Source organism: Marininema halotolerans, assembly GCF_900116235.1.
GTDB classification, from domain to species: Bacteria; Bacillota; Bacilli; order Thermoactinomycetales; family DSM-45169; genus Marininema; species Marininema halotolerans.
In genome coordinates, this window is record NZ_FPAA01000007.1 from 24,530 (window position 1) to 37,637 (window position 13,108).

11 protein-coding genes are annotated in these 13,108 nt (G+C 47.1%); 8 read left to right on the plus strand and 3 right to left on the minus strand.

Going from position 1 to position 13,108, the window contains the following annotated elements:
- Nucleotides 1–14 precede the first annotated feature (14 nt).
- The 7 genes from purL (at nt 15) to purD (ending at nt 8,640) form a co-directional block, all read left to right on the plus strand.
- Complete coding sequence (gene purL / locus CHX35_RS10065; protein ID WP_091837422.1) at nt 15–2,255, plus strand: phosphoribosylformylglycinamidine synthase subunit PurL; 2,241 nt, start codon at nt 15–17, stop codon at nt 2,253–2,255.
- The gene (purF, locus tag CHX35_RS10070) at nt 2,225–3,649 is read left to right on the plus strand and encodes an amidophosphoribosyltransferase (RefSeq protein WP_091837132.1); all 1,425 of its coding nucleotides are present in this window, start codon (nt 2,225–2,227) and stop codon (nt 3,647–3,649) included. The genes purL and purF overlap by 31 nt, the downstream gene beginning before the upstream one ends.
- Entirely contained in the window at nt 3,646–4,692 is a 1,047-nt protein-coding gene (gene purM / locus CHX35_RS10075) for a phosphoribosylformylglycinamidine cyclo-ligase (RefSeq protein ID WP_091837134.1), read from the plus strand. Before purF ends, purM begins: the two co-directional genes overlap by 4 nt.
- A complete protein-coding gene (gene purN, locus CHX35_RS10080; protein ID WP_091837136.1) occupies nt 4,689–5,279 on the plus strand; it encodes a phosphoribosylglycinamide formyltransferase in 591 nt (196 codons plus the stop codon). Before purM ends, purN begins: the two co-directional genes overlap by 4 nt.
- Before the next feature lie 47 nt (nt 5,280–5,326).
- Entirely contained in the window at nt 5,327–6,895 is a 1,569-nt protein-coding gene (gene purH / locus CHX35_RS10085) for a bifunctional phosphoribosylaminoimidazolecarboxamide formyltransferase/IMP cyclohydrolase (protein WP_091837137.1), read from the plus strand.
- Between the two features lie 59 nt (nt 6,896–6,954).
- Nucleotides 6,955–7,230: a hypothetical protein gene (locus tag CHX35_RS10090; protein WP_091837139.1), complete on the plus strand. Its 276-nt coding sequence runs from the start codon at nt 6,955–6,957 to the stop codon at nt 7,228–7,230.
- 126 nt (nt 7,231–7,356) lie between these two features.
- Complete coding sequence (purD, locus tag CHX35_RS10095) at nt 7,357–8,640, plus strand: phosphoribosylamine--glycine ligase (RefSeq protein ID WP_091837140.1); 1,284 nt, start codon at nt 7,357–7,359, stop codon at nt 8,638–8,640.
- 264 nt (nt 8,641–8,904) lie between these two features.
- Here the strand turns inward: purD and CHX35_RS10100 are convergent, their stop codons facing one another.
- Nucleotides 8,905–9,714, minus strand: coding sequence for an enoyl-CoA hydratase/isomerase family protein (locus tag CHX35_RS10100; RefSeq protein WP_217895879.1), 810 nt, complete (start codon nt 9,712–9,714; stop codon nt 8,905–8,907).
- 205 nt (nt 9,715–9,919) lie between these two features.
- Nucleotides 9,920–10,690, minus strand: a complete 771-nt coding sequence (locus CHX35_RS10105) for a hypothetical protein (protein ID WP_091837144.1) — start codon at nt 10,688–10,690, stop codon at nt 9,920–9,922.
- Nucleotides 10,691–10,858: 168 nt separating this feature from the next.
- Between CHX35_RS10105 and CHX35_RS10110 the strand changes: the two genes are divergently transcribed.
- Complete coding sequence (locus CHX35_RS10110; RefSeq protein WP_091837145.1) at nt 10,859–11,491, plus strand: NUDIX hydrolase; 633 nt, start codon at nt 10,859–10,861, stop codon at nt 11,489–11,491.
- Between the two features lie 167 nt (nt 11,492–11,658).
- Here the strand turns inward: CHX35_RS10110 and cax are convergent, their stop codons facing one another.
- Nucleotides 11,659–12,744, minus strand: coding sequence for a calcium/proton exchanger (gene cax, locus CHX35_RS10115; protein ID WP_091837147.1), 1,086 nt, complete (start codon nt 12,742–12,744; stop codon nt 11,659–11,661).
- Between the last annotated feature and the right edge of the window lie 364 nt (nt 12,745–13,108).

Genomic DNA, 13,108 nt, shown 5'->3' on the forward strand with positions numbered 1-13,108 from the left:
GTAAAGAGACAACAATGGGAATGGAACCGACACCAGAGGAGATCCGGGATCGTCAACTTTTTAGTGAGCTTGGCCTTACACCCTCAGAATATCAACAAGTCCAGCATCATTTGGGACGGTTGCCCAACTGGACAGAATTGGGAATCTATAGTGTGATGTGGTCAGAGCACTGCAGTTATAAAAATTCGAAACCCCTTTTAAAACGATTGCCCACAGATGGTCCTCGGGTTCTGCAAGGGCCCGGTGAAGGTGCCGGTGTGATCGATATCGGTGACGGGCAGGCAGTTGTCTTTAAAATTGAGAGCCATAACCATCCAACCGCGGTTGAGCCATTTCAAGGGGCAGCAACCGGTGTGGGTGGCATTATCCGGGATGTTTTTTCCATGGGGGCTCGCCCGGTGGCGTTACTCAATTCCTTGCGATTTGGTCCGTTGGAAAGCCCGCGTGTACGCTATCTTTTCGAACAAGCGGTGGCGGGGATTGCCCATTATGGAAATATCGTAGGAATTCCTACAGTGGGTGGTGAGGTGGAATTTGATGCCACCTATGAGGGAAATCCTTTGGTGAATGCGATGTGCGTAGGCATTATTGATCATGAAGATCTTCAGCAAGGGGTTGCTAAAGGGATCGGTAATCCAGTAATTTATGTTGGCGCAAGTACGGGACGGGATGGGATCCATGGCGCGACGTTTGCTTCGGAAGAGTTGTCTGATGCCTCAGAGGAAAAACGACCTTCTGTTCAAGCGGGGGATCCATTTATGGAGAAATTGTTGATGGAAGCCTGCCTTGAACTTGTACAAAAGGAAATCTTGCTTGGCATTCAGGATATGGGAGCCGCTGGATTGACCTGCTCCAGTGCAGAAATGACAGCAAAAGGTGGAGTGGGGCTTGATCTCTACCTCGATGATGTGCCCCAACGGGAAGTCGGGATGACCCCGTACGAGATTATGTTATCCGAATCCCAGGAGCGGATGTTGCTCGTTGTAGCAGAAGGGCGTGAAGCAGAGGTCAAAGAAGTGCTCGATAAGTGGGAGCTACCTTCTGCCGTCGTTGGACGGGTCACAGAGGGGAACCGCTATCGTATTTTCCATCACCGTGAGTGTGTAGCCGATATGCCAGTCAATACGCTCGTTGATGATGCGCCGATTAATTATCGTCAAGGGGAGGAGCCATCCTCCTATCGCGATGGTACTACGGCTTCCCATCAAGACCTGCACCACCTCGATGCGACCGATGCATTACAGCAGGTACTTAGGGCGCCTAGTTTGGCAAGTAAACGATGGGTTTATCAACAATATGATTCCATGGTTCGTACCTCGACGGCTGTTCGCCCTGGTTCGGATGCGGCGGTGATCGTGCTCGATGGGTTTGATAAAGCCCTCGCCATGTCAGTGGATGGCAATAGTCGTTATGTGAAGTTAGATCCTTGGGTAGGTGGAGCCAGCGCGGTTGCTGAAGCAGCGCGAAATGTGGTCTGTGCAGGAGCACGTCCCCTTGCGATCACGGATTGCCTTAACTTTGGCAATCCAGAAAAACCAGAAGTTTTTTGGCAATTGGAAAATGCCATTGATGGGATGGGAGAGGCTTGTCGGCAACTGGCAACGCCGGTCGTTGGAGGGAATGTAAGTCTTTACAACGAGACCAAGGGTGTGGCCATCCATCCGACCCCAGTCGTTGGCATGGTGGGATTGGTGGAGAGCCAAGAGCATATAACGACACAGTCCTTCAAGCAAGCCGGCGATGTCTTGCTATTGCTGGGATCGAATCGCGGGGAGCTTGGGGGAAGTGAACTTCAGCAACAAGTGTTAGGATCGATCTCTGGCCGGCCACCGGTGTTGGACCTGGAGGCGGAAAAAGCGCTCCAATCCACCGTCCTTCACTTGATTCAGACGAAAACGGTTTCATCCGCTCATGATCTCTCAACAGGTGGGCTAGCGGTTGCCCTTGCGGAAGCCGCCTTCGCCAATGCCTTAGGGGTTCACATGGATGTGAAAACGGACCTTGAGACCATTCCATATCTCTTTGGTGAATCCCAGTCCAGGGTGTTACTCTCCTTACCAAAGGAGTCTGTAGCCAAAGCGATTTCGATGGCGGATGAGAAAGGTGTGCCATGGTGTCAACTGGGTGAAGTTCGGGGGGATCGACTCTCGATCACCATCAATGGATCAGAGGTGATTTCTCAGCCAGTAAGTCGCCTGCAAACCATTTGGGAGGAGGCAATCCCATGCGCGATGAATGCGTCTTTGACGAACTAAAGGAAGAGTGTGGGGTGTTTGGTATCCTACAGCACCCTGATGCGGTTCAATTAACCTACTATGGGCTCCATGCCCTCCAGCATCGCGGCCAGGAAAGTGCAGGCATTGTTGCTACCAATGGAGACGGGTTTCGATATCATCGAAGTATGGGGCTGGTTAATGAGGTGTTTACCCCGGATATTATGGCGGGTCTTGAAGGGAACAGTTCCATCGGGCATGTTCGGTACTCAACGACGGGAGAAAGCATGCTAACCAATGCACAGCCGCTGGTTTTCCATCATTCGGTTGTGGGACAAATGGCGGTGGCAACCAATGGCAACCTCGTCAATGCTCATCGATTACGAGAAGAGTTGGAAAAGGCAGGAGCCGTATTTCATACCACCTCGGATACCGAAGTGATCTTTCACTTAATTGCTCGTTCCACGGCAAGGGATTTGGAAGGGGCGATTAAGGATGCACTCAATCAGTTGACAGGTGCCTATGCGCTACTGATTCTCACCAACAACCGGTTATTCGCCGCACAGGATCCTCATGGATTACGTCCGTTGTCTATGGGGATGTTGGGGGATTCGGTGGTTTTCTCCTCTGAAACCTGTGCCTTTGATACGATTGGTGCTGAATTTGTAAGGGCTGTACAACCGGGAGAACTGCTGTGCTTGGATCATGATGGGATGCGAAGTACACGCTTTACCGCTCCTGCGCCTAAAGCGGTGTGCTCCTTTGAATATATTTATTTTGCCCGTCCTGATAGCGATATCGATGGAATCAATGTTCACTCCGCTCGTAAACGGCTGGGTCAAAAGTTATATGAAGAGGCACCAGTGGAAGCCGATGTTGTCACAGGGGTACCAGACTCCAGTATTTCGGCAGCAATTGGTTTTGCGGAAGCAGCAGGCATTCCTTATGAGCTTGGACTCATTAAAAATCGTTATGTAGGCCGAACGTTTATCCAACCGAGTCAGCATTTGCGTGAACAAGGCGTGAAGATGAAACTTTCAGCCGTCCGTAAAGTGGTAGAAGGAAAACGTGTGGTGATGATTGACGATTCCATCGTACGTGGAACCACATGTCGCCGAATTGTGAATATGCTTCGGGATGCTGGAGCAACTGAGGTTCATGTTCGGATCAGTTCTCCACCAGTGAAGTACTCTTGCTTTTATGGAATCGATACGGCTAATCGTCAGCAATTGATAGCGGCGACCCATTCCATTGAAGAAATCTGTCAGGTGATCGGTGCCGATAGTTTGACCTTCCTCAGTCCAGAAGGGTTACTCGCAGCAGTGGATCGTCCCGTAGAGAATGGACACCATGGCCATTGCCTCGCCTGCTTTAACGGTCGTTACCCTACGAAAATTGATGAAGAAGAATCCCTGGCTGTGGAGGGAAAACGATGAGTGAAGCATATCGGCAAGCCGGTGTGGATATTGATGCCGGTAATGAAGCAGTCGAAGGAATCAAGAAACATGTCGCACGCACAAACCGTCCAGAGGTGCTGGGTGGTCTAGGCGGCTTTGGTGGCATGTTTGCTTTAAAAGGCTATAAGGAACCCGTTCTCATTGCGGCGACGGATGGGGTTGGAACGAAGTTAAAGCTTGCTTTTATCACTGATCGTCACGATAGCATTGGTATTGATTGTGTTGCCATGTGCGTGAATGACCTGATTGTGCAGGGAGCAGAACCCCTCTTCTTTTTGGATTATGTAGGCACAGGCAAACTTTCTCCAACGCAAGTCGAACAAATCGTGAAGGGAATTGCCGATGGGTGCCAAGAGGCGGGGTGTGCCTTAATTGGTGGAGAGACTGCCGAGCTACCCGGGATGTATGCCAAAGGGGAATATGATGTTGCCGGATTTAGCGTTGGGGCCGTCGAAAGGGATCAACTTCTTGACGGTAGAACCATTCAACCAGGGGATGCCCTAATCGGTTTGGCTTCAAATGGTCTCCACTCCAATGGTTTTTCATTGGTAAGACGGGTTCTACTGGGGGATGAGGAGGAGCATATCCATCGTCTTCATGAATCGGTCCCATGGGGAGAACACACCTGGAGTGATGAGCTTTTAACACCAACACGAATCTATGTGCGATCCTTTCACCAATTGATTAAACAGTTTACGGTCAAAGGGGCCGCCCATATCACGGGTGGAGGGCTTGTGGAGAATGTTCCCCGAATGTTGCCCAAGGGGCTTTGTGCACAAGTATGGGAAGGTTCCTGGGAAATCCCTGCGGTTTTTAAAGTGATTAAGGAACAGGGTTCGTTGAAGGATGAGGACCTTTATCGGACCTTCAATATGGGGATTGGAATGGTACTTTGCCTCCCCTGGGAGGAAGCGGAGGCTGCATGTGAAGCCGCTTCAGCATTAGGAGAGAAGGCAACGCTTATGGGTCGTGTGTCAGAGGGAGAAGAGCCCTTTATGTGGTCAGGAGGGATGAGGCGATGAGTATTGCGGTGTTTGCATCGGGAAGTGGAAGCAACTTTGAAGTGCTCACTGAACAATCTCGTAAAAAATGGCCCGAAGAAGTTTCCCTTCTGATTTGTGATCAACCCGACGCAGGTGTACTAGAGCGAGCAGAGCGACTGGGAGTGCAAGCGGTCACTATACTCCCTCGTCACTATGAGAATAAAGCAGCGTATGAAAAAGCAATTTTGTCATGTTTACAAGAGCAAGGCATTGAATGGATTCTCCTAGCGGGATACATGCGACTAATTGGCCCGACGTTATTGCAAGCCTACCCATGGCGAATTTTAAATATCCACCCATCCCTCCTTCCCGCTTTTCAAGGCAAGGATGCGATTGAAAAGGCGCTGGATTATGGGGTGCGCTGGACAGGGGTTTCAGTGCATTGGGTGGATGAAGGGATGGATACGGGACCCATCATTGACCAGAAACCCGTTCTTGTCGAACCAGGGGATGATCTTCATACCTTGATGAAAAAAGTTCAGTTTGTCGAGCATCATCTGTACCCCAATACCATGTATAAACTATTAACCGGAAAGATTTCCGATAGTCCCAGGGTTAGAAGATAGGCCTTATCTTTACATGTCATCATTCGTATTGTTCATCCCTTGTCACCATGGTGGTCATTTTAAAGGAGGATTACCCATTGCAACCGATTCGACGTGCACTCATCAGTGTTTCTGATAAAACTGGGGTAGTAGAATTGGCACAGGCTCTCGCATCGCGGGGAGTCGAGATTATCTCCACAGGAGGAACCAAACGCCAGCTAGCTGAAGCGGGAATTCCTGTTATCGGTGTGTCAGAGGTGACAGGATTCCCTGAGATCCTTGATGGGCGCGTGAAAACCCTTCATCCCCGCATTCATGCGGGTCTTCTTGCTGTTCGTGATGAAGAGAGTCACCGTCGTCAATTAGAAGATCGGCAAATTTCGGTGTTTGATTTGGTTGTTGTGAACTTATATCCTTTTCGTCAAACCATTGCCAAACCCGATGTGTCCTATTCGGAGGCGGTGGAACAAATTGATATCGGTGGGCCCTCCATGGTGCGAGCAGCGGCAAAGAATCATCGTTATGTGACGGTACTGGTGGATCCATCTGATTATCATGAAGTGATCCAGCAGGGAAGAGATGGCGTCGATATGGCTACACGTCGTCGTCTTGCGGCGAAAGCTTTCCGTCATACTGCTGCCTATGATGCTGTGATCGCGGGTTACTTGACCGAAGAAGTAGGGGAAGAATCACCGGATTCCCTCACGGTAACCTATGAAAAAGTTCAATCCCTTCGTTACGGAGAAAACCCTCAACAAACGGCTTCATTCTACCGAGAACCCTTAGCAAAAGGCCCGTCCATTGCTACGGCTGAGCAACTCCATGGGAAGGAACTCTCCTATAACAACATTAATGATGCCAATGCGGCATTGGAAATGGTGATGGCGTTCGCTGAACCGACGGCAGTGGGGGTTAAACATATGAACCCTTGCGGTGTGGGCAGTGGGAACACATTGTTGGAGGCATGGGAGAAGGCACTTGCATCCGATCCTGTCTCGATTTTTGGTGGAATCGTTGCTTTGAATCGCGAAGTGGACCAAGATGTCGCTTTACAGTTGAAGGAGATTTTTCTCGAGATCATTCTTGCACCTGGATTCACTAACGAAGCACTTTTGATCCTTCAAGAGAAGAAAAATCTACGTCTTTTGCGTTGGAATGAGGATGCTCAAGGCAGAGCTTCTTCGCTACAGTTGCAGTCCGTTCGTGGGGGGATGCTTGCTCAAAGTGCCGATGAACAAACGGTTACCAAGGCAGAGTGTGAGGTCGTCACAAAGCGAAACCCAACGGATCAAGAGTGGGAAGCACTTCTCTTTGCTTGGAAAGTAGTGAAGCATGTGAAATCCAACGCCATTGTCCTAGCGAAAGAAGGGCGTACTATCGGGATCGGTGCGGGTCAGATGAATCGTGTGGGGGCTGCTAGCATTGCCATTCAACAGGCAAAGGAAAAAGCAAAGGGGGCAGCTCTTGCATCCGATGCATTTTTCCCGATGGCAGACACCGTTGAAAAGGCAGCAGAAGCGGGAATCACAGCCATAATCCAACCCGGTGGATCCATCCGAGATCAAGCATCCATTGATGAAGCAAACAAACATGGCATCACCATGATCTTTACAGGGACCCGTCATTTCAAGCATTAACGCCTAGACCCTCTCTGGCGTATATATAAATCCACGGAATGCCGAGGGAGGGTCTTGTCATGCATGTCATTCGATGGTCGGTCGCCCTCGTAATGATCACGGGAGCACTTATGTTGTTGGCGGCAGTCACAGGTTTATATGTCCCGGATTCATGGCAATACAGCCTGCGAATGGCAGGGGGCGTCTTTTTCTTATTTGCTCTTATCTCAAGCGGAGTGATGTCAATTCCCAGTGTGCATCGGCAGTCGCAAAGTGGGATCACACGGGAGGATTGGGCATTTGTTTTCATAATTTGTACCATCCTGTTGTTTGGAATCAGTCTTTTTTTTAAATAACAAGGGGAAGCGGGCGCAAGTCGCCCATCACCCTTCCTTATGGGACAAGCTCGATGTTGTTTAGAGGTGCGTAGGTTCTCTTGGAAGAATAAAGTTGGCTGGATCATGGTGTAGGAGGGGAAATCATTGCGGATTCTAGTGATTGGTAGTGGAGGTAGGGAACATGCACTTGTTTGGAAGTTAAAGCAAAGTTCGAAAGTCACAGCGCTCTATTGTGCACCGGGTAATAGTGGGATTGGACAAATGGCGGAATGTATCTCCGACTTATCTGCCACCGATATCGAGGGATTACTCGCTTTTGCTGAAGAGAAGGAGATTGATCTGACAGTTGTAGGACCAGAGGCTTCTTTATTGGCAGGGGTCGTGGATGCCTTTACCAGTCGAGGACTTGAGATCTTTGGACCCAATCAAGCCGCGGCTAAAGTAGAGGGAAGCAAGCGATTCGCCAAAGAATTGATGGAGAAGTATCAGATTCCCACTGGGACCTATCGCGCCTTTACTGAAGCGAAAGAGGCTCTTGCTTATGTACAGGAACAGGGGGTACCCATTGTCGTCAAGGCAGATGGACTGGCTGCGGGAAAAGGAGTAACGGTTGCTCATACTCTTTTGGAAGCAGAACAAGCGATTCGTGAAATCATGGATGAGCGTGCCTTTGGTGAAGCCGGTGCACAAATTGTCATTGAAGAATATTTAATGGGGCAAGAGATTTCACTCATGGCATTCTTGGATGGAGAAACCCTGCGTCCAATGGTGATCGCCCAAGATCATAAGCCGGTCTTTTCGGGGGATCAAGGTCCGAATACGGGGGGAATGGGAGCCTACTCTCCAGTTCCTCAAATTGCGGATTCCCTGGTCGATGAAGCAATCAACACCATCCTGATTCCGATGGCAAAAGGGTTGAAAGCCGAAGGCATTAATTATCTGGGTGTTATCTATGCAGGCTTAATGATGACGGAAGAGGGACCGAAAGTAATTGAATTTAACGCGCGCTTTGGGGATCCTGAGACCCAGGTGGTCTTGCCTCGCCTAGAAAACGATCTCGTCGATGTATTGATGGCGACGGTTCACGGGGAACTTCACTCAACTCAGTTATCATGGAGGAAAGAGGCAGCAATCTGCGTGATCCAGGCATCCAAAGGGTATCCAGGATCTTATGAAAAGGGAGCTGTCATTACAGGCTTGGAGGAAAGCAAGTCTTCTGATTCCATCCTCTTTCATAGTGGGACAATCTACCGAAATGGAAAGTGGTTAACCGCAGGCGGACGTGTGCTTGGCATCACCGCTCTAGGCGCTGATCTGACCCGAGCGCGGGAGAAAGTATATCAGCAGGCGAACAATATCCAATTTGATGGGGTTCACTATCGCAAGGATATTGGGGCGAAGGCGGCAGAGGCAGTAGAGAAGGGATAGAGTTGGCGTCACCGGGTGTACTTATGGTTGTTAGACGCTAAGTATATGAATCCTTTACAAGTACCTCTTCAGCTTAGATGAAGGGTACTATTTCATTGCGCCGCAGGTTAAACAAAAGATAGAGGTTTTGAGAGACTAATTTTAACGGAATGACCCATTAATAAAAGGAAGCCACTTAATTAAGTGGCTTCCTTTTATTACGGTAAGCAGCATGGGGGACAACCCTTCTCAAAAATGATGGGTAGAGGTCACACATGTGCAAATCTACAATTCATTTAAATAATCACCAAAACGAAGTTCAAAGTCGCCGGGCTGTCCTAATCCTTTTTTAAGGGCACGGGGGATACGTTCTTGCGCTCCTTGCCAAGTCGATGCAGAACGGAAAATTTGTAGGGTTTCTAAGAGGTGACCCACATCAGGAAGTCCGCTACGGTTAATTAATCGTTTGGCTTCCTTCAATGCTTGTTGATCAAAGGTGGATAAACGGTGAGCAAATCGATCAACGAAAGAGTCTAATTCATCATCAGGAATGGCTCGATTAATCCAGCCATAACGTTCGGCAATCGGTGCATGAAAATCTTCTCCCCCCAGGACAATTTCCAAGGCGCGCGCACGTCCAACTAAGAGAGAAAGCCTTTCGATCCCACCCCCTCCAGGTATCACACCGGTACCCACCTCAGGCTGACCAAGGATGGTTTTCTCCAGGCTTGCAAATCGCATATCACAGACAAGAGCAAACTCACTTCCCACCCCGCGAGCTCTGCCGCGAATCTTAGCGATACTGACAACAGGAGATCGCTCTAATCGAGTCGCAATATCAATAAAAGCCGGCAATTCTGAGGGGATCGTTTTGTCCACTTTTTCTGCAGCACGAGCAACATCAAAGTGAGCGAGGAAAAAATCTGGATTGGCACTGTCAAATACGAGCACTTTCACTTCTGAATCATTCTCTACTTCATCAAGTAAGTTCAATAAATCCGTGTAGGTATCTACGTTCACCAAATTTAGCGGTGGATTATCAAAGGTGACGCACCAGTACTGCGGGGTAATTTTTTGAATGGTGATATGTTTCAATAGGAAATACCTCCAAATACTTGTATTTAATTTTGGTGTTTGATTAATGCGGAATTGGTTTGCGTACAACAATTCGATTGACTCAAGTCTAAGGGATATTATGCTTGGAATGTGCATGGGGTATACAAAGTATTTTGGTTGAATATTTTCATTATAACAATTAGGTATTATTCAATATACATAATTTAATTGACAAGACGATTCATTATATTAAAGAATGAGGAGAAGTAGCCATTTCTAATATAGGGATCAGATAGTCTACTTTCTTTCTGGGGTCGTTGTGGATGAATTGTTTGATCACGTTGGATTCCCTTTGGATGGTCAATAAATCAGAGAACTCAGGTTTTTCCCCTTGTTTGAGTAACTGGAAAGTATATTCATGGTATTGTTTTTGTAATTCATTAGCTTTAGTACGAAGCTGAACATCAAATATGAGTACGATTGAACCAAAATCTCCTCCGGTTTTGAGATATTTAGATTCAATTCTTTGGATATGAGACAGTGAGATACCCACCTCTTCATTTAGTTCCCTGACGATACTTCTTTTAAAATCGACATGCCCATCGTTAATATCAACGGTATCCAGTCCGCCAGCCACCAGTTGTAAACGATTAGCATGGGCGTTATGAGATGCCATTTCGCCAATCACAAAGCAATGGTCTAAGGTTTGTACGAGAGCGGCGGTATGTACTACCCGACAAGCATAGGGGCTACTTACAAAATCTTTGTTAGTGATAGTGTACAAGTAGTGTGCGTAATCGGTATTTGCTAATTGAATATGAGTACCGTCTTTCATCTGCTCGTATTGATGAACAGCAAAGACAGGACCCCTAGTCAATTTTTTACCTCTGCTTACTTCAGCCATCCAAAAGCGATCAATTCTTTCTTGAACAGCTTGTGGCAACACCATTTTTTCGTTACGATAAGTGGCTACAATATGAGAGGGTGCATGTTGAATATGAACGGGTGTATCCATATAAGGTTCCTCCTGTTATAGAGATTGAAGTGCTATGAGTGTTTATTTACTGATTCTTTTGATTTCATTAACATAGTATATAATATATATTGAAAAATTAACATTAAAGCGTAATTAAGAAACGAGAAAGAATTTCGTAGCCAGAGAGGGGAGTGAAAGAGAATCGATATGCCGGTGATTAACCTCGAAGCTTTGACAAATCAACAGCCCTTCTGTGCGGGAGTGATTATAAAACAAGGGTTAGGCATCGTCATTACCTTAAACGAGGATGGGTTACCCAACGAGAGAATGAAGAATTCTTGGCGGGTGGGTGCAGTGGGAGGTGGACAAGAACCGAATGAGACGATTTGGGAGTGTGCGCTTCGGGAAGCGAGGGAGGAAATGTCAACTGAAGTAACATTGATTCATTCGCCAGTGACTTATTATCATGATATCGACACGGGTTTAATTGAAAAGGTGAAAGTGGCAGATGAAATTGCTCCATTTTTATTTCAACGTAAAAAGAATCCATCTCCCAAGCGACCATATAAAGAAGGGTTACCCTGCGGTCCCTATATCTATTTTGCGATGTTTTTAGTAGAAGAAAGGATCAGTTGGGACAAGATGTCCCCTGGCGATGATGTAAAAGGGTTAGTGCTTTTTCCTCAGGATCGATTCGATGAAATTAAGCAAGATCACCCCTTATCATATTGGCTCCAAAGGGGTGCGCAGTTAGTTGGGGTTGAGGATGTTGATACAAATAAAAAATTATGGGCGCCCGCAGATGAGTCTTCCTTGACCGTGGCACGGCTATTGAGATAATGGAAAATCACCATGCCTGATCCAGCCATTATATAAGAAAAAGCAGCCAAAAATCCATTTACCCAAGATGGAACGGATTTTTGGCTGCTTTAAAAAGTAAAAAGGCCTTTGTAGGGTTTGTCCAACATAGAAATGGATGGCGGAGGTACTTCTATCGATCATAAGTGTTAAACAAGATAAAAGCCTGTGCCTAAAATTGCATAAACAATAAGAAGTAGGACGCCTTCGAACCAGTTCGTTGAACCATCGCGTGAGATGGAGGTGGCAATAAAAGCAGCAATCGCAATGGCGGCGATTTCGATCGCCGTAAAGGTGAGATTCATGGTCTTTCCAAAAAGGAGACTGATAAATACCAAGGCAGGGGCAACAAAGAGCGCGATTTGCAGGCTACTTCCGACAGCAATTTCAACAGCGGCACCGATGCGATTTCGCATGGCGAGGAAGATAGCAGCACTGTGTTCAGCGGCGTTTCCGATAATGGCGATGAGGAATGCCCCTACAAAAAGCTCTGACCAACCTAGGGTATGGGCGACAGCTTCGACACTTCCTACTATCCACTCACTCTGAATAGCAACAAAGACAGCGGCGATAAAGAGAAGTAAGATGGAGCGATTCTTCGTCCATTCAGGTTTCTCTTCATGGGCGACTGAGGTTTGAGAGATGTCACTGGTGGGAACTTCCACAGCTGGCTCTTCCCCAAGTTCCTTTTTGTGAGTGATCATTGAAAAGATTAACCACAGTAAGTAACTGGCAATTAATAAACCCGCGATGATCAAGCTAAAAGTTTCCATCTCCGATGGATCCAGTTGGGTGTCAAAGGCTGCCGGACTAAATAGGGCGATAACGGCAAGGAGCATTAATGAAGCATTATGCCCTGCAAGTAGGGTATTGAAGGATTGGGTTTTAAACTTGAGCCCTCCTGCAAAAATACTTAGCCCAAGTACAAGTAATAAGTTGCCAATAATGGAACCGGTAATGCTCGCCTTCACCATATCAAATAATCCTTTTTGTACCAGGAAGATCGCAATAATTAATTCCGCAGCATTTCCAAAAGTCGCATTTAAAAAGCCCCCCAAACGTTCCCCAGCATAGTGTGCAACACTTTCCGTAGCTTTACCCAATAAGGCAGCCCATAGGAGTAGGGATATTGAGGCCAATGTAAAACGAAGGGGTTCATTAGTGCTCCAAAAATGAACGGCAATACTAGCGAGTGTCAGTGCAATGAGTAAGGGAGTAAACCAACGGGATTTCACGATCCAATTCCTCCATGTCAGTAAGTTAAGATGGCAATGATTCCTCGATATTCTTTTTGTTAGTTGACCCAAGAAGAGATAAGATCATACCTCGAAAAAATGCTAAAAGATGTATACGATTCATATTCAATTAAAAGTGGAGTGGTTATCATTCACCTCCGTCGTTATGATTGATGTACCCTTTGATTCACTAATAATATCATGCATGTACTACCGCAAAATGGTATGATAGAAGTTGTGCCCTCGTCAAAACTTTCAGAGTCCTCAGGTGTGGAGAATGTGTAACAACTGGGCTTGTTCAATTGTCGAGAACTCTGTACCATGTTATGATGTCTGTATGGTCATTTGCCTGCGTATGTCGTTT

Excerpts from the sequence above, each read along its gene's own strand:
- purL (WP_091837422.1), top strand. The coding sequence starts at position 15 with ATGGGAATGGAACCGACACCAGAGGAGATCCGGGATCGTCAACTTTTT.
- purF (WP_091837132.1), top strand. The coding sequence starts at position 2,225 with ATGCGCGATGAATGCGTCTTTGACGAACTAAAGGAAGAGTGTGGGGTG.
- purM (WP_091837134.1), top strand. The coding sequence starts at position 3,646 with ATGAGTGAAGCATATCGGCAAGCCGGTGTGGATATTGATGCCGGTAAT.
- purN (WP_091837136.1), top strand. The coding sequence starts at position 4,689 with ATGAGTATTGCGGTGTTTGCATCGGGAAGTGGAAGCAACTTTGAAGTG.
- purH (WP_091837137.1), top strand. The coding sequence starts at position 5,327 with ATGGTGGTCATTTTAAAGGAGGATTACCCATTGCAACCGATTCGACGT.
- CHX35_RS10090 (WP_091837139.1), top strand. The coding sequence starts at position 6,955 with ATGCATGTCATTCGATGGTCGGTCGCCCTCGTAATGATCACGGGAGCA.
- CHX35_RS10105 (WP_091837144.1), bottom strand. The coding sequence starts at position 10,690 with ATGGATACACCCGTTCATATTCAACATGCACCCTCTCATATTGTAGCC.
- CHX35_RS10110 (WP_091837145.1), top strand. The coding sequence starts at position 10,859 with ATGCCGGTGATTAACCTCGAAGCTTTGACAAATCAACAGCCCTTCTGT.